Annotated in this window: 20 protein-coding genes; 13 read left to right on the top strand and 7 right to left on the bottom strand. The window is 42.1% G+C overall.

The genetic code is table 11. The annotated features are described in order from the left end of the window. The first annotated feature begins 156 nt into the window (after positions 1–156). Positions 157–450, top strand: coding sequence for a hypothetical protein (locus PCC7418_RS17175; RefSeq protein WP_150107090.1), 294 nt, complete (start codon positions 157–159; stop codon positions 448–450). A 5-nt stretch (positions 451–455) separates the two neighbouring features. Here the strand turns inward: PCC7418_RS17175 and PCC7418_RS17170 are convergent, their stop codons facing one another. The 7 genes from PCC7418_RS17170 to lpdA all read right to left on the bottom strand — a co-directional run bounded on the left by PCC7418_RS17170 (position 456) and on the right by lpdA (position 6,905). Next, positions 456–1,667, bottom strand: coding sequence for a DUF4912 domain-containing protein (locus tag PCC7418_RS17170; protein WP_015227455.1), 1,212 nt, complete (start codon positions 1,665–1,667; stop codon positions 456–458). A 471-nt stretch (positions 1,668–2,138) separates the two neighbouring features. Further along, entirely contained in the window at positions 2,139–3,293 is a 1,155-nt protein-coding gene (locus PCC7418_RS17165; protein WP_041596314.1) for an alanine--glyoxylate aminotransferase family protein, read from the bottom strand. Positions 3,294–3,481: 188 nt separating this feature from the next. Then, positions 3,482–3,739, bottom strand: coding sequence for a DUF5340 domain-containing protein (locus tag PCC7418_RS17160; RefSeq protein WP_015227453.1), 258 nt, complete (start codon positions 3,737–3,739; stop codon positions 3,482–3,484). A 63-nt stretch (positions 3,740–3,802) separates the two neighbouring features. Further along, the gene (gene trpC / locus PCC7418_RS17155) at positions 3,803–4,690 is read right to left on the bottom strand and encodes an indole-3-glycerol phosphate synthase TrpC (RefSeq protein WP_015227452.1); all 888 of its coding nucleotides are present in this window, start codon (positions 4,688–4,690) and stop codon (positions 3,803–3,805) included. 51 nt (positions 4,691–4,741) lie between these two features. Then, positions 4,742–5,158 carry a type II toxin-antitoxin system VapC family toxin gene (locus PCC7418_RS17150; protein WP_015227451.1) on the bottom strand — a complete coding sequence of 139 codons (417 nt, stop codon included), beginning with the start codon at positions 5,156–5,158 and terminating at the stop codon, positions 4,742–4,744. Continuing rightward, entirely contained in the window at positions 5,155–5,397 is a 243-nt protein-coding gene (locus PCC7418_RS17145) for a type II toxin-antitoxin system Phd/YefM family antitoxin (RefSeq protein ID WP_015227450.1), read from the bottom strand. Before PCC7418_RS17145 ends, PCC7418_RS17150 begins: the two co-directional genes overlap by 4 nt. Before the next feature lie 77 nt (positions 5,398–5,474). Continuing rightward, positions 5,475–6,905, bottom strand: a complete 1,431-nt coding sequence (gene lpdA / locus PCC7418_RS17140; RefSeq protein WP_015227449.1) for a dihydrolipoyl dehydrogenase — start codon at positions 6,903–6,905, stop codon at positions 5,475–5,477. Positions 6,906–7,086: 181 nt separating this feature from the next. On the opposite strand from lpdA, the gene PCC7418_RS17135 reads away from it, so the two are divergent. The 12 genes from PCC7418_RS17135 (at position 7,087) to PCC7418_RS19570 (ending at position 21,100) form a co-directional block, all read left to right on the top strand. Then, the gene (locus PCC7418_RS17135; RefSeq protein WP_015227448.1) at positions 7,087–8,685 is read left to right on the top strand and encodes an FHA domain-containing protein; all 1,599 of its coding nucleotides are present in this window, start codon (positions 7,087–7,089) and stop codon (positions 8,683–8,685) included. A gap of 82 nt (positions 8,686–8,767) precedes the next feature. Then, complete coding sequence (locus PCC7418_RS20675) at positions 8,768–9,265, top strand: hypothetical protein (protein ID WP_041596313.1); 498 nt, start codon at positions 8,768–8,770, stop codon at positions 9,263–9,265. A gap of 207 nt (positions 9,266–9,472) precedes the next feature. Then, entirely contained in the window at positions 9,473–10,363 is an 891-nt protein-coding gene (locus PCC7418_RS17125; protein ID WP_015227446.1) for a hypothetical protein, read from the top strand. A 40-nt stretch (positions 10,364–10,403) separates the two neighbouring features. Then, the gene (locus tag PCC7418_RS17120) at positions 10,404–11,396 is read left to right on the top strand and encodes a hypothetical protein (protein WP_015227445.1); all 993 of its coding nucleotides are present in this window, start codon (positions 10,404–10,406) and stop codon (positions 11,394–11,396) included. 58 nt (positions 11,397–11,454) lie between these two features. Next, positions 11,455–12,381, top strand: a complete 927-nt coding sequence (locus PCC7418_RS17115) for a hypothetical protein (RefSeq protein WP_015227444.1) — start codon at positions 11,455–11,457, stop codon at positions 12,379–12,381. An 88-nt stretch (positions 12,382–12,469) separates the two neighbouring features. After that, complete coding sequence (locus tag PCC7418_RS17110; protein ID WP_015227443.1) at positions 12,470–13,375, top strand: hypothetical protein; 906 nt, start codon at positions 12,470–12,472, stop codon at positions 13,373–13,375. Between the two features lie 114 nt (positions 13,376–13,489). After that, positions 13,490–15,037 (top strand): hypothetical protein, encoded by a 1,548-nt coding sequence (locus PCC7418_RS17105; protein ID WP_015227442.1) that lies wholly within the window; start codon positions 13,490–13,492, stop codon positions 15,035–15,037. Positions 15,038–15,047: 10 nt separating this feature from the next. Then, positions 15,048–15,800, top strand: coding sequence for a DUF1822 family protein (locus PCC7418_RS17100; RefSeq protein WP_041596312.1), 753 nt, complete (start codon positions 15,048–15,050; stop codon positions 15,798–15,800). A gap of 35 nt (positions 15,801–15,835) precedes the next feature. Then, positions 15,836–16,294 (top strand): DUF1822 family protein, encoded by a 459-nt coding sequence (locus tag PCC7418_RS17095; protein ID WP_083885417.1) that lies wholly within the window; start codon positions 15,836–15,838, stop codon positions 16,292–16,294. 33 nt (positions 16,295–16,327) lie between these two features. After that, positions 16,328–19,030, top strand: coding sequence for an FHA domain-containing protein (locus PCC7418_RS19580; RefSeq protein WP_015227441.1), 2,703 nt, complete (start codon positions 16,328–16,330; stop codon positions 19,028–19,030). Positions 19,031–19,058: 28 nt separating this feature from the next. Continuing rightward, positions 19,059–19,367, top strand: coding sequence for a hypothetical protein (locus PCC7418_RS19575; RefSeq protein ID WP_171814926.1), 309 nt, complete (start codon positions 19,059–19,061; stop codon positions 19,365–19,367). Positions 19,368–19,375: 8 nt separating this feature from the next. Beyond that, positions 19,376–21,100 (top strand): protein kinase domain-containing protein, encoded by a 1,725-nt coding sequence (locus tag PCC7418_RS19570; protein WP_051030563.1) that lies wholly within the window; start codon positions 19,376–19,378, stop codon positions 21,098–21,100. The last annotated feature ends 75 nt before the right edge of the window (positions 21,101–21,175 follow it).

The raw sequence follows: 21,175 nt of genomic DNA, 5'->3' as shown, positions 1-21,175 counted from the left end.
AACTGGTAACTGGTAACTGGTAACTGGTCACTGATAACTGATAACTGGTAACTGATAACTGGTAACTGGTAACTGGTCACCCTTTCCCCTTCTCGTAACAAACGTTTACCTAATTCATTGCAGTTTGTTCTTTACGACACAATGGTTTCAGGGGGAATGATTAAAATAGAAACTGAGGAACAGTTGCACGGCATCATTCCTCTTTCTCATATTGTTTCATTACCAATTATTTATTTCCGTATGGATTCCAGTAGTTTGCCTGGCAGGTCTGCTCAATCGAAAAATTATAGATGGGCGAGTTTACTCGGGAGCGCGATCGCGCTTCTGACCCTGACCATCCCTCCCGCGATCATCACCTACTATTCAGCCAATAACGCGATCGATACATTTTCTCCCATGCCCTCTTTTACTGAACCCCAAACAGACTCAGCAGTGGAAGAACGCTATTAATCAACTCACGACCATTGCATAACCGTTTTTCCAATGACAGGAACATCGGCTGTATTGCTCTGTTGAGTAAACTTCATCTCCATGGAAAAGATTGGCTTACCCTGACTAGAGTAGGCAACAACAGGGTATTCTGCAACACCATTGGTAAAAGAAACCTGAAATTGGAATTGACCTTCAGCATTGGCTTGAACCTGTTTTTCGCCAACGACAACCGTTGAATTGGGTTCTGTTTTCCCTGAAACCATTAATTCCGCCTCTCCAACCAAAGCCACCTGTGGAGTCATTTCTGCTTCAGCAGTGGTTAGAGTCTCCTGATCGGTTCGATGAGGGACAGCCCACAACCCTGCCCCCGAAGGAAAAACAAAAGAACTAGTGGTGGATCGTGGTGGCATGGAACTGTAAAATGATCCCGCCAGTCTTTCCCCCTCTAAAGGGTCAGACATTTCAAAGATTTCTTCGTAAATTTGCCAGTTGCGGTCTTCTAAGCGTTGTCTTCTTGAGTTTGAACCGTTGGACTCGGGTAAGGCTAACTCTTGTTCTGGAATCGCTTCAAGATGTTCTTCCCAATCCACTTCGATAAAGTGGTCTTCAATCCAATCCGAGGGATAAACAGGAGGCGTGTGAACAGATGCCGATCGCGCTAACATCAACCATGCTCCGTCTGGACAGCGATAGCCAATTTCACAGAAATAATCGCGATCGCTAGTGGGAATGGGAACATACCATTCTCTGGCCAGTTCATCGATTGGATACTCTTGGACACTGTAGGGAGATTGTGCATCCAAATCTAGGTTAGTCACATCATAGAGACGCAATACTAATTGTTGACCTCCCTGACGGCGTAATTCTTCTTTATGCTCATTCGGAACATCCCAATAGACATAACTCCATTCTGGATCCCGAGGCATCATAACAATCCTACTTTTGCCGTAACCCCCTGGCAACTCAGGAAGCCCTTCATCCACTGAGGTTAAATCGTCACTGCTCATCATATTATCGCTAGTTCCCAATTCAAATTTTGCTGCCTCCATCACCTCTTGCGTTTCTGATGCGTGGACGGGTGAAGGAGATTGTTTCGTTTGCTTTTCAATCGTCTTAATTGCTTCGAGTAACTGCGCTTTACGCATTCGACTGTAACGAGAGATATTGTACTCACTCGCTACTTTTCGCAGTTGGCGCAATGTCATTTCTTCTAGGGGAGGACGTGCTTTTGCCATTAGCTTTGGTGTTGGAGGACGACAGGATAATTGAGCGGGTTGTGGGGATCGCTGTACTTACTGTTTTAGCAGATGATCACTGGTTGAGGTCAAGAGGCAACACTACTTTTTTTCAAGGTTTGACGACTGGATGCCTCATTTGGGGATCATTATGTCATAGAATCCTGACATTAGCGATCCCTAGTCGGGGTAAAGGTTGGTGAGAGATTGATCCCAAGATTGGAACAGAGAGGAGGGGTAAGCCGTTATACCATTTCGATAAACTGGTGCTACATACCGATCCCCCCAACCCCCTTATTAAGGGGGGCGAAGGGGGGATCAACTGTAACTTGACTTTTTAGAAATGGTATTACCAATGATGTAGAAACATTCCATGGAACGTCTCTACCCAAGAACCAAGAACAAAAAAGTTGGGTGTTTTTTTATCCACCCAACCCCATGATTAATAATTTTTGATTGCAGTATCAGCGACTAAGACTCAGCAAAAATACGAGCAGCTGCTGCAACGCCAGCCCCAGGAGTCATGGTTTCATGTCCCAGTTCTCGCAAAGTTGCTTCCAGAGAACCGACAACCGTTAAAACATCCCGTTCACTGATAAAGCCTAAGTGACCAATGCGGAAAATTTTTCCTTTTAGTTGATTTTGTCCGCCAGCAAGAGCAATATTAAATTGTTTTTTCATGACCGAACGGACTTTTTCCGCTTCCACCGTTGTTGGTGCAACTGCTGTCACCGCACGGCTAGCTGCATTATTCGGCGCAAATAAGGGCAAACCAAGGGCTTCCATCGCTGCTCGCGTGGCTAAAGTGTTGCGTTCGTGACGGGCAAAAATGTTTTCTAACCCTTCGTTTCGCATCATTTGGAGAGCCGTTTGTAACCCATACATGAGATTGATCGGCGGGGTGAAAGGGGTACTATTTTTAGCAGTTGATTTACGATACGCTCCCAAATCAAAATAGAACTTGGGGATTTTAGCAGTTTCGTAGGCTTTCCATGCTTTCTCACTGACCGCAATAAAACCTAATCCTGGTGGAACCATATAGCCTTTTTGCGAACCCGAGCCAACTACATCTAAGCCCCACTCATCAATGGGAATATTCACAGCACCAAGGCTGGTTACAGCATCAACCATAATCAAGGCTTCCCCATGATTTTTGACGTGACGGTTGATGGTTTCTAAGTCGTTTAAAACCCCAGTAGAAGTTTCGGAATGAGTGAGAATAACGGCTTTAATCTCTTTGCTGGTATCCGCCTCTAATTTTTCGCGGATGACTTCTGGATCAACTGCGTCACCCCATTCTGCGGTAATGCGTTCGGTTTGTAAGCCAAAAGCATCAGTAATTTCTGCCCAGCGTTCCCCAAATTTACCATTAGAAGCAACAATCACGCGATCGCCAGGGCTAAGAAAGTTAATAATTCCCGCTTCCATGGCACCGGTTCCACTGGCGGTAACGGTTAAAACATCCTGTTGCGTCTGATGCAGCCATTTTAAGTTTTCATTAATTTCAGCAATGATTTCGCTAAAGTCTGGACTACGATGACCGATGGGGTGTTTGGCTTGGGCGAGTAGGACGTTTTCTGGTACCGGCGTGGGCCCAGGAATCATGAGTAAATCTTTATTTTCCATAGCATCTCCTTTGTATCTAGTAATCGGTGCAAAGTCCCCTCCCATTATCTTTCAAAGCAACTGTTTCCACCTTAGATATTTTCGGTTTCTCTGAGGCTTCGTTAACTGTTGATGACAACACGATGTCTGCGACAGTAGCTTTCGCTACGCGCAAGGCGGTCGGAGTTAGCGGGTTATATTATCTCACCTTACTGCTCAGAGCTAAAAGATTCCACTCGTTGCGGATCTCGATTCAATGACCAACGGTAATCCACAGGATAATTGCTTTGCTCACATAGAGCTTCAATTTGTTTTTGTTGGGCGAGTGCTTTGCGTAAGGTGATAATCAGTTGTCGCGTTTGTTCTCGTAAAGTCGGGTTGGTGTAAGTTGCAGTGATGGTTTGTCGTTCGAGGAGTTGCAAGAGTAACTCGTAATGGACGTGGGAGGGAAGAGGTAACGGTTCCATAAATATTTGCGAGGAGGTGCGCCAACAGGGAATTAACCGATGAAGGGCATTTAAATCATTGTGCTACCTATTATACAAAGATTCGATCGCGCGTTTGGGATCTGGTTGCACTAAGAGTGATTCTCCAATTAAGACCGCATTTGCTCCAGCTTCTTGTACCACTTTCAGATCCGCAGGCGTATGCAATCCCGACTCACTGACTATGGTAATCTCTTTTTGATCGAATTGTTCTTGGCGTTGAGCGATTAAATCGGCTGTTGTTTGGACATTCACAGAGAAATCCTCTAAGTTACGGTTATTAATCCCAATGAGACGAATGCCATCAATATTGAGAGCGCGATCGAGTTCTTCTAAAGTATGCACTTCTACTAAAGGAGTCATGCCCAAACTATTAACAATCTTGACAAAATAGTTTAAATCCTGATCATTTAAGATCGCAACAATTAATAGAATCGCATCCGCACCCACTAACCGCGCTTGATAAATTTGATAAGGATAAATAATAAATTCCTTACATAAAAGGGGAAGATTAACTGCATTTCTAGCTAACCCTAAATTTTCAAAACTGCCCTGAAAAAACTCCACATCGGTTAAAACAGATAAGCAGCTTGCCCCTGCTTCTTCATAAGTTTTCGCCAGGGCAACTGGATCAAAATCTTCTCGGATCACCCCTTTACTGGGAGAGGCTTTTTTGACTTCTGCAATTAATGCTGGATTCAGTTTTCCATTGTGCAAAGCCCCTAAAAAATCCCGTATTGGGGGAGCATTATCTTTCACTTGTTTTCCTAACTGAAGAAATGGCAACTTTTCCCGTTGGCGATCCACTTCTTTCTCTTTTTGCCAAACAATTTTTTCTAAAATATTTTGCGGTTCATCATTGGGAAACGCCACTTGATAGCGCACCGTATCAACATTAACAGCAGGATTAGGAGGTCGTCTTCTAATTTTCATGGTCAATCAAAATTTTTCAGAATTAAAAAATTAATTAGAATTAGTAATTAATTAAGTTAAATATAGAGAAACACCGCAGTTATTAGCAGCTTGAGCTAACTTCCGATCAAGGGTTGCCAAAGGCAGTCCTTCACGAATTGCAAGTTCTAAATAAGAAGCATCATACGTAGAAAGAGATTGCATTCTCCCAAGAGAAAGAATATGTCCCATTGCACGTATTACAGTTTGATCATCAATCACAATTGGGAGAGATTCTAATAAGGCGACTGCTCGTTCCGTTTGTGCAAAAGTTTGACGAGAACGACGTTCTCCTACTAAAAGAACATTAGTCACTTCTAATGTCCATAACTGAGGGACAATGGCACTGGTTTCTAGTAAAGAGTCAAGTACGCGCTCAGCATAGGGATCACTTTCATCTTCAAAACACCAACTGATTGCAACTGAACAATCTAAAATAAACCCTGTCAAAACCGTCTCCCTTCTTCAATCATTTCTCGTACTGATAATCCTCCCAAACTCATTTCCTGACGCAAAGCCCGTAAAGCCTGAATGGTACTAGAAACATCAGCAGATTTCTTGTTAGGAAGAGGCGTTAACATTGCTATAGGATGTCCATGTTTTGTAATTGTGATTTGTTCTCCCGCAGCAACTTCATCTAATAGCTTTGGCAAATGAGTTTTTGCCTCATAAGCACCAATTGTTTTCATAATTGTGTTTAGCTCAAAATTAGGCTAGTCTAAGACTAGACTAGCATGAGTTTCTGCGAAAAAAGAACCACCAATCATTAAGCCTTAACTTCTGCCCGTTTGAAGGCTTCATCTAACACTTCAGATAAGGTGGGATGGGTATGGACATTAAAGGCTAAATTTTGTACCGGTTGACCTTGCGCGATCGCGTTGGCTGCTTCTTGAATCAGATCAGAAGCGTGCATTCCGATAATATGCGCTCCTAATAATTCTCCCGTATCTTGACGATAAATAATTTTTGCCACGCCATCTTCTTCCCCTTCCGCGAGGGCTTTAGAATTCGCTTTGAAATAGGTACGAACCGATTTCACTTTAAACCCTTCTTCCTTTCCAAGTTCTTTGGCTGCATCTTCAGTTAAGCCAACATAACTAATTTCGGGATGGGTAAAGGCTGCTGCTGGAATCGCGCGGTAATTCACGACATGGTCATCGCCACAGATATTTTCTACCGCCGAAATCCCTTGTGCGGAAGCGGTATGAGCTAACATCATTTTACCCGTCGCATCGCCAATCGCCCATAAGTTAGGAATGGGGTCACCGTTGACAGTGACTTGTAAATGATCATTCGTGGGAATAAAACCACGGCGATCGGTTTCTACGCCAATATTATCTAACCCAATGTTTTTTGTGGCGGGAATGCGCCCTGTCGCAACTAACGCTGCATCCACTTCTAAAACCTCTTTCACTTCTTTTGTTTTCGCATCTGCGAGTTCAATCACTACAGGAGAACCGGGTTTGACGCTTTTGGCGAGAGTAGCCGTGTGAGTTTCAATATCGCGGGGTTTGATTAAAACTCGTTCTGCAATTTTAGCAATATCGCGATCAAAACCAGGCATGAGATTATCTAACGCTTCAATCATGGTAATCTCAGACCCAAGGGCGGAATAAATATCGGAAAATTCTAAACCAATGTAACCGCTACCAATAATCGCGATCCAATCGGGAATCCAGTTTAATTTCAGCGCGTCATCACTCGTGTAAACCGTTTTGCCATCAATTTGAATGCCAGGGGGAACAAATGGCGTAGAACCAGGAGAGAGGATGATATTCTCGCCAGTGATGGTTTTTTCCCCTTCTTCTGTCAGAATGCTCACTTTTTGTGGCGCGACCACTTTTCCCCAACCGTTAATTGTATCCACCTTGAGGCGATCAAGGCTGTTACTCATATCGCCCCGGATCTTTTCCACAAGGTTTTGGGCATGATTAGCAATCGTCGCGCGATCGAAGTTGACGTTCCCAACATTAATCCCTAAACTTTCTAAGTGATGGGAATCTTGTAATTCTCGGACTCGTCCTGATGCTGCGAGTAACGCTTTAGAAGGAACACAACCGCGATTGACACAAGTTCCGCCCATATCTTTGGCTTCAATAATTGCAGTTTTGAGTCCACGTTTGACGGCATGAAGGGCTGCGCCATGTCCGCCGACTCCTGCACCGAGAATAATTAGATCATAATCAAATTCAGCCACTACGTCTTGCTCCTTGTCTGTCTAGTCGAATTCTTATCTTAACGGATTCTTAGACAATCCCAAACCACAGATCCCACCGAATCACTTTGAACCTCAACCGCATCAGAAACGCTATATTAATTGCTAATTAACAAACCCCCCCCCATTAATCTGTAGCAAACCTTTCTCAATTTAATCTAAGATGGCATCTAAAGCAGATAAAGTCGAACAAACCCTTAGCCAACTCCAAACGTTTCTAGAAAAAGCGGGCTTAAATGAGCAGCTAGACAGTCTGGTTAAAGAGTTAACTCAGATTCAACAAGATCTGAGTCAGAAACAAGTGAGCCTGCAAATTGTGAGCCAAGATTCGATTTTAGCGGAACTGTTATATAACATCATTAGTAGTAATCAAACCTTGACTGGGGCTTGTCAAATTAACTATAGCCATTTGCCAGATGTCCCGCAGCGCATTGAATCTGAACATAAAGGTTATTTAAGTTTACGTCAATATTTGACAGAAGGGGGAACAGAAAGTTGGCGACGGTATGAATTATTTCCGAATCAAGATTATCACATTGGCAGAGATGAAACTTGCGCGATCGCGCTGCCAGCTAGCCATTACCGAGGCATTTCTCAGCAACACGCAACCATCCGCTTTGTTGGCGAAAAAGATGGGGATGGCATCTGGGAATTATGTGACTTAAATAGTCGCAATGGTACATTTATTAATGGTCAACAAATCAAAGGTTCTCAACAAGTTGATTCTGGAGATAAAATTCACTTAGGCTTCCCAGAATCCAAGCCTCAAATCGCAGAATTTTCCTTTGATAGTTATTTTGAAGTTCCTGACTACAGTTCCTCTCCCCTTTACTGGGACTGTATCAACTGTGATTTTTTAGTCATGGTGGTTAATTCTCGTCAACCCCTCACCTCAGAGGAAGAGAATTTTCTGCAAAAACTGGATAGTACCCTCATTCACAAACAACTAATTGTTGCTGATATTCCCTCACCAGATGATCCAGAAACAGAAAAATTATCCTCTGACTACTTAAACAAATTACAAGATTGGCTGGACAAACAGACCTTACAGAAAGACTTTGACCTGATTACTGTTTGTCTGCAAGTTTTGACCGATCAAGACCTCCCCGATCTGGATCAGTTACCTAAATCCTTAAAAAAGATACAAACTAATTTTTTTAAGTCCTTAGAAAATCTCGTTAAACGCCAACCCGAAAATATCCTTGCTGAGCGTTTATCAAGACTAACACTTCCTTTATTAGACCCCATTGATGAAGCCCTTTCTCAGGAAGAAGAACAACTAGAAAACCAGCTAAACCAAGCACAATCTAACTTAGAATCAATCGGTCCTATTAACTTAAAAGAAACTGCGAAAAAAGTCTTTGCTGAAGTCAACGAAGATAAAGATCGCTTCTTTAAGCAAGTCAAAGTTGATTTTACACGCTCCAAAGAACAGTTACTCTTCCTTCCTCATAAAGACAGTGTGAGTTACCAGCTTCACACCATGGTGCAATCCCTCGATTCGATTGTTTTGAAGAAAGAAGGAATGTGCTATATCCAACTCAGCACTCCCGAATCAGCAGACAGTCGAGACATTAACCAGAAATTACTGAAATTTATTTGTCGCGAGCTAAGAAATTGGGCTTATGCGGAATGGGAAAAAAATCCTCAACAACTACGGAAATGGCGGATTAAAAGGATTACATCATCGCTCCCATCACAAACTCAACCTTGTCCCCAATCTCTTACCAGAATCTCCCTTTCCATCTCCTCCCGCCATTGATATTGAAAATATTTTGATGGGATCGTTTATGCAGCATGAGTGTGACAGCCACTATAATCAAGTTTCGTTCGCAAGTTACATCATGAAACAACTCAGAAGTAACTTGATGCAAATCATGATGATGCTAACCATGGGATTAGCCTTCATGAATCTAACAGCAGGACGAAAACAGATTTTTGCCTTCATTGCCAATTACTTTGCTGCTTTCCCGCCCTTGTTTGGAATTGTGATTGCTGCGGTTTATTTATTTTTCTTTAATCAGTATAACCGAGAGCAGAAACTCAAAATTGAAGAAACAACCGATAAACTTAAGGAAAAGTTAGCTGGTTATTATCAATCGTTGCTGAAAAGCCTTTTAGATAAAATTTTCCAAGAGTTGAGCTTGGAGTTAGAAGAAGAAGAACGATCTTTCCGAGATGCGTTAAAGGCGGTCAACGAGATCTACGAGGAAAAAACTCTAGATCAAGAAAATCAGCAAACTCAATATAAAGCTCAAGTTGACAAATTGCGAGCTCAGCAGAGTGAGCTCAAAAAACAAAAGGAACTATATCTCAAGTTAACCAAAGCCCTTCATTCCTAATTTTGCCTGTTTGTTTTTGTTACTCTCCCCTTTTCCAAAGAGGTGCAGCTTTAGTGTGAATTGGCTGTGATACAGTCTGTGCAGCCCAAGCAGATCAGGACAAGAACTGATCACCAAAAAAAGTTTCACTAAATTTTTGAGAAAAGTGCATACTCCCTCTGCAAAGAGACCAATAATTAGATAACAGCATTGAGAGGAACAAATAACATGGCTGAAAGTATTGACGTTTTAATTGACCAATGTGACCAACAATCCCAAGCCCTGCTCTTAGACGGGACCAATGCACTGGATGAAGTTGATCAAATTGTCGAGTTTACCAATAACTTGGTGGAAACCCTCAGTAACGCCGGTCAAGAAGCCCATGAGAACTGGGAAGCAATTTTAGAAGAACTGGAAACGGCTGAGGAAGAATTTGAAGCTGAGTTAGAACAATCGAATAGTGGTCTAGAGGAGTTTCAGCAACGAATCGAAGACATTAGTAGCAAAGTTGAAGAAGAACTGAATAATTTCAAAACTAAACTTCAAAATGTGCGCGATCGTAAAGAGGAAATTCAAGGTGAGTTAGATGAGCAAGCAGAGTCCACCCGCTCTGACTTTGATCAATATTCCCAACATCTTGAAGAAACAGGCGAAGAGATGGACAATCATCGGGAAACAGCAAAAAGCAATCTCGATAACTTCAAAAGTGGCGTTGATTCTCTTTCTGAGAGCTTTTCCGAGAAAAAAGACAACCTCTTAGAGCAGTTCACCGCTCTCGAAGAAGAGTTGAAAGAAAAAATGGAGAGCTTATCGGACGACTTCTCAACCGTTTCTGATGAAAGCAAGAATCAGCAACAAGTCCTTGAAACGAACGCTGACAACTCAACCAATGAAATTATTACTGCTTTGACCAGTAAGTTTGCTGAAGATTTCATTGAGCAACTCACCAGTTCTTCCGACGGGGTTAGCGAAGCCTTAGATGTTGTCGATCGCGCAGGAGGCGAATCCTCAGAATTACTCGACGGGGAAATTGGTGAGATTGTTGACAGTGTAGGGGAAGTCACAGATCTCATTGAAGAAGTGAAACCTGTCCTTGAGGCAATTGATAAAGTTCTCTAATTTTTCAGTTCACCAAATAACACAATAGGAGCAAAAAATCATGGCAGACGTTGCAGAATTAGGAATGAATGTTGAAGAGGCAACTGAGAAATTAGTGACTCTTCAAGGCAACTTAAATGTTGCTGCTGAAACAATGGCTGGTCTTCAACAACAATTAGGTAGCACCGGTGACCAACTCGAACAAGCACAACAAGAAGTCGAAACCGAATTAGAAGAAACCGCTCAACTCTTAGAAACGACAAGAAATGAGTTTGAAGGGTCGCGCACCGAAACCATTGAGGCTATGCAAGCCCTACAGGAAGCTCTAGAAGAACTGCAAGGGAAGCTCGATGAAGCAGATCAATCCATTGAAGACTCAGAAACCAACTTTGAGTCCGAAGCTGATTCCCGTCAGTCTGATTTAGACAGTACCTATGAGGAGTTAACTCAGACCTTTAGTGAACTCACAGAAGCCATTTCCACCTTAGAAGATAACTTATCGGATACCCGCGAAGAAACTGAGAATTCTTTCTCCAATTATGAGGAAAAAGTTGGCAACCACCAACAAAATATGGAAAGTGCTCAGTCGGATTCAGAAAACGACTTTGATGAGACTTCCAATGAAATTGGCGATAGCCTCAAAGCGACTTTAGAATCCTTACTCTCTGATTTTAGTTCTGATTTGACGGATAACAAATTAAGTGAGATTACTTCTACCTTTGAAGAAACCGTCACTAACTTTGAAGACAGCATGAACTCCTTTGGCGATGATACTTCCGATCTCGGAGACCAACTCAAGGATCGCTTAACTGAAATCCTCGAAAATACTCAAAACTATACCCGTGATGAAGTCACTGAACAAATGAAAGAGACTTTTCAAGAAGCCATTGATGATGTTGTGAAGAGTATGGCAACTGAAGTTACAGAAAATATTACCTTAATGACCACTGGCACCAGCGTCACTGGCGCAATTTCGCCGATTCTCCCGCAATTGGCAGCAGCAAAAGCCCTCATTACTGCCATGAATGAACTGTTAGAGTTCGTTGGTTTCTAAATCTAACCTCTAACCCACACTGAACACCCATAATCACATTAATATTAGGAGAAAAACAATGCCTGGTTTAGCAGATGCTTTAGATAGACTCTCGATGATGGTAACTGAGTTTCCCACTCGCCTAGAAACAATTATTACTGAATCCGAAGCGGTGGAACAACAAGCGCAAACCTTAATGGATAATGCAAAAGGCAAACAAGAGCAAGTAACGGAAATCTTAGAACAGGTGCAAAACGCACTCAACGAAATGCGGGAGGAAACCTCAACCCGTCAATCCGATTTAGAATCGGGAATTGCTGAATTTGAAGACAGTGCTTCTAACTTAACGACATTTCTCGAAGAAGCTCAAGATAAATTGGGCTCTCAGGTGGAAGATACTCAATCTCGGTTTAGTCAGTTGCAAGGCAAAATCCAAGATGGTCGGAGCAAGACAGATTCTGCTGAAGAGGAAACCCGTAACACTTTTGAGAACGCTCGTGAGTCTCTAGACTCTAATCAAGAAAAACTGACATCCGCCATGGAGGGAACGCTAGAAAAAATTGACGCGCTTCGCGAAAAACTGGACTCTGCCAAAAATACGATGGGCGAAGAAGTTGATAACTTCAGCAATGAAGTGAATAACAATCAACAGGAAGTTGCAAGTAAAGTTGAGACGATGGCATCTGAGTTTCGCAATATTTCCGAAAACTTCACCAATAATTTAGATGCAGTCTTAGGGTCGATGTATGGCGGTGTGAACGGCATGATGGATGAAGCTCAAGCCAAAATTGAGCAAGAATTGCAAGAAGTCATTGATGATGGGCTTAAACAAGTGACTGATTCCGTTGATGAAATGACCGCTACCATTACTGACTCCAAAGAAGAATCCTCAGGGACTCGCCAGCTTGTTGAACCTCTCATTGACGAGTTATGGGAGTATGTCGATCCGATTCAGGAAGGAATTCAAGCTGTTGAAGAGCAAGCCTCCAAACTAGGACTCGCTTAGTCTTAACAAGATCTCTGCGAGAATCCGTTTCTAAAACTTGATCATAACGCACACTCATCGTAAATATTAATCATTAGAGGACAAAACCATGGCAATCGATTTTGAAAGTACCGCGCTCGAAACTGCTGATCAACTGGAAGCCTTAATGAATCGCGCAACGGAAACCGAAACCAATTTAATTTCAGCCCGGGAACAGTTAGTGGAAGTTGCAGAGCAATTTGATTCTTATTGGGGTGATTTAGAAACGAAAGCACAAGCCCTTTTAGATCGCGTCAATTCTGCTAAAGAACAAGTGCAATCAGAAGGAGAAGCCTTACGAAATGGTATTGCAACCCTTAAAGATACAACCGAGCAATTGCAATCCGAAGCTGAGGAGGAACTAGAAAATACCACCTCTGAGTTAGAATCTCTCGCTGAAGACTCCGATACGAAGGGAACGGATTTAGAAGAACTGTTCGATAACATTGAAGAAGGTTTGGAAACCCTCCGCAGTAAAGTTGACGAGGTTAGTGAAGAGTTAGAGGAGGAGGCGACCGAAACGGAAAATCGTCTCAACGAAGATATTTCCCAAGAGCTACAAAGCCATGAAGAGGAAATTCAAGAAAATTCCGATCGCGTGCAAAGCAGTATTTCTGAGGAAGCGATTTCTGAACTCACAGAACGGATTTCTGAACTAAATAGCGAAATTGATGAAGTGATTGAAACCTCTCAAGCCAAAGTGGAAGAAAAGGCAAATGAAACCCGCGACAAATCCGAAGAATTGGTCGCTGATGCTCGAAAACAAGAAGAAGAAAAATTTGAGGAGTTAATTAGTAAGGCGCAGGAATTACGGGATACTTTAAGCACAATTGGAGAAACCGTTGTTGACTTAGGTAATACCGTTGACACCACCAAAGACACATTAGTCACTGGTATGAACACCACAAATGTTGGTCTTGAATCGGCAATTGGCGTGTTCACGGAAGCGAAAGAACTGCTGGGAAGATTTATGTAAGTCTAGTTAACCTTGGTGTTATCAATTCGCTGTTCTATCTTATTCTAAAGTTAGGACAGCATCTTTTTTTAGCTGTGCTCACTAACATCGTCAGTTCTACATTAAATTAAAGTAATGTCTAATCATGAGCCAATTCTTCAAAAGTTTTCCAGTTTCATTTATCTGAGAATTAACTCAACTACCAATCGTATTGTTCCCATCTACTACTCTCATCCCATTTTGCAAGAGTTAATAGCAGATGTTTTTAGTGGTAGTGAAAACGATTCTGAAGCCCACTGGACTAACTCTTTTCTGCAAACCCTTCGCTCGTTTGAAGAAAACACTTATCCCTTAAAACAAGAGAAGGGAGTTCCTTACTGGACTTATTCAATTTTAGGGAGTAGTTATTGTCAACATTTCCTATTTTGTTACTTACAAAATCCGAGTTGGCGTGCAGCGAAGAAAGTTCATTATCAACTGAGCCAATCGTTTAATATTGATTTGCAGTATCCCCTAGAAGAGTGTTTTGTTTTAGCTTTAGAACAAGCTCTGTATCCAAAGAAACTTCTGAAAAGTTTTGATATTAACGCAGGCGGTTCCGCCCAGTCTTATGCTTACACGGCTTTATGTCGTTTGGTTAAACATCAGATTGCCAAAGAATTAAAATCTAAATCTCTGAAACTTTCAGGATATGGCTTTCTGAAATCAGTGACAGCAACTCAACTGGAAAAGGGATTACGGCGGTGGGGGATTTCTGGTGATGAGTTAATTCGGTATCGTTTAGTTTGGCAATCTTTTAAAGATGTCTTAGACGAAATTTCTGTTAAGAATGGTCAAAAGGGTTGTTCTTCTATTCAATCCCTGAATCAGGAACAACTGACTAGGTTGAAAAGTATTTATCAAGACTATGCAAAAGCATTTAAATTAAAAGCGAAATCTTTAAATCGGCAAGAGATTGAAGAGGTTTTAGACACTTGCTTAAAAGCAACCCAAGAAGGAGACAGAAAAAAGGCAATTTCTTTGGATGCACTGCAAGTTGCTCCTTCAGTCAACGAGGAATCTTCTCCGTTAGTTGAAAATCCTTGGCAGGTTGCATTTCAACAAGAAGAAAAAGAGCAGTTGAATGCTTATCGAGAGTTAATTTTAGAAGCACTCAATGGGATTGACCCCATTGGCTCTCTTTCTTTATTATTATGGTTGGGATTAGATATTAACCAAAAAGATTTTCTCGCTTCCTTTGGGGTTCAAAAACAGTATCAGGTTGCGCGTCAATTTCAACGCTACCAAAAAGATATCTTAACCTTGATTGCTCAGGCTTATCTAGCGAAGCAATCCAATCCTAAAAAGACTAAATCTTTCAAGTCTGAATTTTGTTCTAAAGAGAAACTCGCTTACTTAAAAAGCTATTTAGAGTTTTACAGTAAATCCTTTTTTACCCAAATTCTGGAGGAGGTAATTTTTTATCACCTTAGTTCTGAAGAAAGACAACAAATTTTAGAAGAAATTGAACAGCCTGTTTCAGAAACAAATGAATTAGAAAAAATTCGGGAACTATTTGTGGTCGAAATTGAAAAAAGACTAGGAATTAAACTAACCAGTTATGAGTCCTATTTTCAGAAAATAGAGAACTTTCTCAAAGACTGGCTTGCTCGAAATAAAGCCACCCTTTCTGCAAAACTATAAGGAGAAATTGATGTCTTTAATGTTAGATGATGTCGCTTTACTGTATCCCGACCAACTGGTCTTAGAATTTAGTCCTCAGCAGCGCGATCGCGCTTGGAAAGAAACCGCAAACTTTAAATACCAAGATGCAAGCAGTCGTTGGCGAGCCTTTCTCAATGCGTTGTGTCTTGAGACAATGATAAATTATTTACAAAATGATTCCACTTTCCAAAATGCTGAATTAAAAACGTATCCCGATGCCGATGAATTTCCTTATCTCTGGCAACTAATCAATGGTCTTGCCATTACTCTCAATCAAACCCGATTAATTATTATCCCCAGCGAAGACATCGCAGCAGAGGAATTACGAGTTGATCAAGAATGGGTTGATCTTCCCGAATGGGTGGGAAATTACTATTTAGCAGCCCATATTGATGTCGAAAATTGTTTCTTAAGAATCTCAGGGTTTGCCTCCCATGAACAATTATCCAAACAAGGACATTTTGATCCCCTTGATAAAACCTACTCCCTTGAAATGAGTGCCTTAACTGAAGATTTATCCGCAATGTGGGTGATGTGGGAACTCTCTGAAGAGATGCCTCCGCAAGTGGATTCCTTACCCCAAGTTTCTGCTAATGAAGTAGCACATTTTATTCATAACATTCAGTATGAAAGGGCAAATATATTAAGACTAGCGATGCCATTCCAGCATTGGGGAAACCTTTTCATCAATCAAACGTGGCGTTATTTACTATATAGTTATCCAGAAAAAAACAGGAGTTAGAACATTTATTAGCCACTGCACCGAAGCAACCCCAAATTACTCATCTGGCACAATGGTTTCAACAGGTTTTTGAAGCAGGATGGCAGTCTCTAGAAGAGTTAGTAGAAGCTCAATCAACTCCCAATCTTGCCTATAGTTTTAGAAAAATTGATTCTCTTGAAGCAGAAATGGTTCAGGGCATCAAACTGTTAGACTTAGGAGAAGATTCTAAAAATCAAGTTGCACTGATTGTCAGCATTCGTCCTAAAAGTGAAGACAAAGTTGGAATCCGCATTCAACTGCAGTCCATCAATGAGCAACGATATTTACCAACAAATATCAAACTAGGATTATTATCTCGGTTTAGTCAAATGCTTCAAGAGGTACAAGCCAGAAATAACGATTCCATGATTCAACTGAAGCAATTCACCTGTAAAAAAGGCGGGATTATTCAAGTGCAAGTGACCCGAGGAGACTTAATCTTAACCGAGTCTTTGAAAGTGGCAATTCCCTAACTAGCGGTAAGGGATAGCCACCTAGAATGTCTTATGAGTAAATTAGCCATCTTAAACTTAGGTACAGGAAACTTACATCAGGGATTTCCTTTTGTTAGCGTTAGCTCGCAATCGGGAAACTACTTGATGCAAGTAACGGGGCATTTACCCCCCATACCAGAACTACTTGATTATTATCAACGTTGGCAATCCATTTACCATCTACTGTATCAGTCACGTTCTTTAGGCAGTCGCGAATTACCCAATCTGAATCGGCAAGAAGATAGTAGCATTTTCATTCATGATACTGATCTGACTCATGCTTCAGAAGAAGATTTATTAACCGTTGCGACACAATTCAAACAGTGTCTTGATCAGTGGTTGAATTCTGATGGCTTTCAACAAATAGAGCGTAACTTGCGCCAAGAATTTAATTTTCATGATCAAATTCGTTTTATTATTCAAACCTCAGATCAAGAATTGAGAAAAATTCCTTGGTCAATTTGGCAATTTTTCCAAGACTATCCTTATGCAGAAGTTGCCCTTAGTGCCCTCGAATTTAAATCAGTAAGACGAGTCATTAACCCTGCTAAACAAGTCCGAATTTTAGCAATTTTAGGAAATAGTTTAGGGATTGATGTTGAAACCGATCGCGCTTTACTAGAAAATTTACAAGGCGCAAACGTCGTTTTTTTAGTCGAGCCCTCTCGTCAAGAATTAAATGAATACTTGTGGCATCAAGCAGGATGGGATCTTCTCTTTTTTGCGGGACATAGTCGTAGTGAAGCCGATGGTGAAACAGGAGAAATTTATATTAATCCCACAGAAAAAATCACCATTACTCAGCTTAAAAATGCTCTCAATCGGGCGCTCAAAAGCGGATTACAGTTAGCGATTTTTAACTCTTGTCAAGGACTGGGGTTAGCTAATCAGTTAAGTGATTTACACTTTCCGCAAATGATTTTAATGCGAGAGCCCGTGCCCGATCGCGTTGCTCAGATTTTTCTAAAACATTTTTTATTTGCTTTTTCCCGAGGACAATCCCTCTACCTATCATTCAGAGAAGCCCGAGAAAGACTAGAAGGTATTGAAGGAGAGTTTCCAGGGGCAAGTTGGTTACCCCTGATTTTTCAAAACCCTGCTGAAATGCCTCCAACTTGGAACGAATTATCACTAGGAGAAACCACAATTATGTCCAATGCAAGTTCTAATCTTGTTGCTACTTTAACTTTATATCCTTCCTCCTCATCCCAAAATGAATCAAAAACTCAACAATATTTTCTCTCCTCAGAAGAGGTAACCGTCATTGGGCGATCGCCAGAATGCCAAATTGCTCTTAATCCCATGGAATATGTCACGGTTTCCCGCCGTCACGCGGAAATTAAGTACATCAAAAAAGGGCAAGAAGCTGGTTGGCAAATTCGAGATACGGGGACAACCAATGGAACACTGGTCAATGACGAGCGGATTGAAGGTTGGTATTCCCTTAAATCTGGCGATCGCGTCACTCTTGGTTATAAAGGACCCGAACTAATTTTTGAGCATTCCGCCTTACCGACAACCGTTTTTATCCCCGTTTCGACTCCTGAAGAAGAAAAATCCGACTCTCAACCTCCAGTAGAGGAAAAAGCCGATCCTGCTGTGGAACAAAAAGAGCACCAACCTGCTAAACAGGAGACAGCCAAAAAAGAAGAAAAATCAGATCCTGTGGGAGAACAGCAGCAACAAGAGAAAGACAACAAGGCTGTTGAACCGAAAAAAGCAGAAGCACCATCCGCTGAGGTTTCCGCAACAGAGCAGCCATCAACAGCAGAAGAAAAAAACGCAACCCCCACTTCGCAACCCAGCACAGAAGCCGTAGAACAACCAAAAGAATCCGTTCCCTCTCCTTCTCCCGAAACCAAACAAGCAACCACAAAAACTGAGGAGAAAGCAAAGACTCCAACACCAGTTTCCTCAACATCTCAAGAAACAGTTGCTTCCTCCGCTTTATGGGGAATGATTTCTCAACAGGAAATCTCTCACCTCCCTTGCTCTGAAACCATTAATGCCCTTGCTTTTTCCCCAGATGGCAGCCTGCTAGCTGTTGCTAGTGACGATAAAACCATTAAACTCTGGAACGTGGAAACGGGAGAAGAACAACTCGCCATTACCGCGCACAAACTTGCCATCAACGCCCTGAGCTTTTCTCCAGACGGTCAAATCATTGCCAGTGCCAGTGGCGATAAAACCATCAAACTCTGGAACGTAGAAACGGGAGAAGAACAACTCGCCATTACCGCGCACAAACTTGCCATCAACGCCCTGAGCTTTTCTCCAGACGGTCAAATCATTGCCAGTGCCAGTGGCGATAAAACCATTAAACTCTGGAACGTAGAAACGGGAGAAGAACAACTCGCCATTACCGCGCACAAACTTGCCATCAACGCCCTGAGCTTTTCTCCAGACGGTCAAATCATTGCTAGTACCAGTGGCGATAAAACCATCAAACTCTGGAACGTGCAAACGGGAGAAGAACAAAGCACGATTAGCACTCAAAAATCAATTGTTTCTGCTCTCACCTTTAGCCCCGATCAGCAATTGTTAGCCAGTATTAATGACCAACAATGGATTAAACTCTGGTCACTTACCACCGCCGAAGAAGTCTTATCAATGGCAATCCCAACCGCTTACCGAGGCGTGACAGCATTGCACCCCAATGGTCAAACCCTTGCTAGTGTTGTGGAAGGAGAAAAGATTGCCATTTGGAAGATCTAAAAAAATTTCCAGTTGGTTACCCACAACCATGACTATTCAAAACCAACTCTTAGCCTCTCGCTATCGCATCCTCAAAAATATTGGGTCAGGTGCATTTGGTGTCACCTTTCTCGCTGAGGATGAAAATATTCCCACACAGCCCAAATGTGTCGTCAAGCAGTTACAACCCTTAGTCAAAGACCCCAACCATTTTGCCCAAGCCAAGAAACTCTTTGAGAAAGAAGCAGCCACTCTGGCGAAAGTGGGAACTCATAATCAAATTCCTTACCTCAAAGATTACTTTGAAGAGAAGGTAGACTTTTATCTGGTGCAAGACTTCATTGACGGCCCCCCTTAGATCAAGAATTGAGTGCTGGTCAACAGTGGTCGGAACAAGCCGTGATTGCCCTTCTCCAAGACTGCCTTCCCTTATTAGACTTTATTCATTCCCAAAGCCCTCCCATTATCCATCGTGATATCAAACCCGCCAATTTAATCCGACGCGGTGAAGATGGGAAAATTGTGCTGGTGGATTTTGGTGCGGTCAAAGAATCGTTTCAAACCAAGCTAGTACAATCAACGGTCGCCATTGGGACTCGGGGATATATGCCCACCGAGCAAATCCGAGGGAAACCGCGCCCATCTAGCGATATCTTTGCACTGGGTATGGTTGCGATTCAGGCGATAACAGGAGTTAACCCCATTGATTTACCCGAAGACGAAAATGGGAAAGTGGTTTGGCAACAGATAGAAAACGAAGCGGGCGAGCTTCAACCCAGAGTGACGGTTAGTTCTGGCTTGGCAAATGTTTTATCAAAAATGATTCATCATGACTTTAAAGACCGCTACCAAAGTGCGCGGGAAGTCATAGAAGCCTTAGAGAAATTAACCACAAACTCCCATGCTGAGGAAACCTCAGTGATTATGTCGGAAGCCTTGAATGGGATTACTCCTACCCCAGGATCTGTTGAGAAATCGCAATCAGAAACGGTTTCTCCCCAGGCGACAACCTCTCCACCAGAACAAGAAACCCTTAAACAAAACTCAACAATTGCAGAACAAGAGACACTTCAGCAACAACCTGTGGCTCAAGATCAGTCTTCATCAACCCCCTCTCAAGAATCATCCTCTATGGATCAGCAGTCATCCCCCAAAACTAAAGCCAACAATAATTCCATGGTGACTTGGTTACAATCTCCTCTTGCTAAAAATTTGGGCATTGCTTCGGTGATTCTGATTCTTGCCAGTGTGGGAATGTATAGCCTAGATCGTCATCAGACTGCTCAGCAGAAACAACAAACTCAAGAGCAAGTTGCAACCTTCCAAAATGAAGTCACCTCCTTATTCGAGGCAAAAGAATACCAAGACTGTCTCGACAAAGTTGACAGTGATTCTGGCAATGACATCCAACGCATTCAAGAGTTGAAAGTAGAGTTTTATGGCAAATGCTCTCTTGCTTTAGCCGAATCTTTCGCCCGTGCTGAACAATATTCAGAAGCCCTGAAACTGACTGAAGACATTGAACCCGAAAGTGGTGTTTATGAGCAAGCACAAACCCAGATTCAAGATTGGTCAAATCAACTGGTAGAACAAGGAGTGAGTGACTATCAGAAAAATGGAAATTTAGAGAACTTTGACAACGTGGTGGCTGCTCTTGCTCCTTCTAACCCAGTTCGAGAAAGCGCGATCGCGCAAAAACAACAACTGAAACAACTCCATGAAAACAACCAAAACTTACTCTCTACGGCGCAAATTGCCTTAGATAATGAACAATGGCAACAGGCCAAAGAAAAAGCCCAACAATTACAACAAGTTGGGAAAGGTTATCCCTATTGGCAAGAACAAGCCCGATTAGTGCTCAAAGATGTGGAAGACGGTCTAGCTAATGCTCGCAGTCGTTCTCAACCCGTAGCTACTCCTCCTTCTTCTGCTAAAACAGGAACACCAAAGCCACCTTCTCCACGGGAAACCACTCCTTCACCGTCACCTTCTTCAACCCCAAAAAACACGCCCTCTCAACCTCAAGAAAAAGAGGTCGTTGATCTGTGCCAAGATGAATATGCTGTGGAGGCTGGATTTTGTCCTCAGTAATACCAAGCACTTGCTCGATTCGATAGCAACTTAACAGACTAAACACACTAATATTTAAAGATTGTTTAAAGAAAG

The organism is Halothece sp. PCC 7418, from assembly GCF_000317635.1.
Taxonomy (GTDB): Bacteria; Cyanobacteriota; Cyanobacteriia; order Cyanobacteriales; family Rubidibacteraceae; genus Halothece.
The sequence above is the reverse complement of the archived record's forward strand: the minus strand, read 5'-3'. Positions and strand labels throughout refer to the sequence as shown.

What these genes read in the sequence shown, in the direction of transcription:
- PCC7418_RS17120 (WP_015227445.1), top strand. Translation starts at nt 10,404, where the DNA reads ATGGCAGACGTTGCAGAATTAGGAATGAATGTTGAAGAGGCAACTGAG.
- PCC7418_RS17170 (WP_015227455.1), bottom strand. Translation starts at nt 1,667, where the DNA reads ATGGCAAAAGCACGTCCTCCCCTAGAAGAAATGACATTGCGCCAACTG.
- PCC7418_RS17165 (WP_041596314.1), bottom strand. Translation starts at nt 3,293, where the DNA reads ATGGAAAATAAAGATTTACTCATGATTCCTGGGCCCACGCCGGTACCA.
- PCC7418_RS17145 (WP_015227450.1), bottom strand. Translation starts at nt 5,397, where the DNA reads ATGAAAACAATTGGTGCTTATGAGGCAAAAACTCATTTGCCAAAGCTA.
- PCC7418_RS17125 (WP_015227446.1), top strand. Translation starts at nt 9,473, where the DNA reads ATGGCTGAAAGTATTGACGTTTTAATTGACCAATGTGACCAACAATCC.
- PCC7418_RS19575 (WP_171814926.1), top strand. Translation starts at nt 19,059, where the DNA reads ATGACTATTCAAAACCAACTCTTAGCCTCTCGCTATCGCATCCTCAAA.
- PCC7418_RS17160 (WP_015227453.1), bottom strand. Translation starts at nt 3,739, where the DNA reads ATGGAACCGTTACCTCTTCCCTCCCACGTCCATTACGAGTTACTCTTG.
- PCC7418_RS17135 (WP_015227448.1), top strand. Translation starts at nt 7,087, where the DNA reads ATGGCATCTAAAGCAGATAAAGTCGAACAAACCCTTAGCCAACTCCAA.
- PCC7418_RS17175 (WP_150107090.1), top strand. Translation starts at nt 157, where the DNA reads ATGATTAAAATAGAAACTGAGGAACAGTTGCACGGCATCATTCCTCTT.
- PCC7418_RS20675 (WP_041596313.1), top strand. Translation starts at nt 8,768, where the DNA reads ATGAAACAACTCAGAAGTAACTTGATGCAAATCATGATGATGCTAACC.
- PCC7418_RS17105 (WP_015227442.1), top strand. Translation starts at nt 13,490, where the DNA reads ATGTCTAATCATGAGCCAATTCTTCAAAAGTTTTCCAGTTTCATTTAT.
- PCC7418_RS17115 (WP_015227444.1), top strand. Translation starts at nt 11,455, where the DNA reads ATGCCTGGTTTAGCAGATGCTTTAGATAGACTCTCGATGATGGTAACT.
- PCC7418_RS17100 (WP_041596312.1), top strand. Translation starts at nt 15,048, where the DNA reads ATGTCTTTAATGTTAGATGATGTCGCTTTACTGTATCCCGACCAACTG.
- PCC7418_RS19580 (WP_015227441.1), top strand. Translation starts at nt 16,328, where the DNA reads ATGAGTAAATTAGCCATCTTAAACTTAGGTACAGGAAACTTACATCAG.
- trpC (WP_015227452.1), bottom strand. Translation starts at nt 4,690, where the DNA reads ATGAAAATTAGAAGACGACCTCCTAATCCTGCTGTTAATGTTGATACG.
- PCC7418_RS17110 (WP_015227443.1), top strand. Translation starts at nt 12,470, where the DNA reads ATGGCAATCGATTTTGAAAGTACCGCGCTCGAAACTGCTGATCAACTG.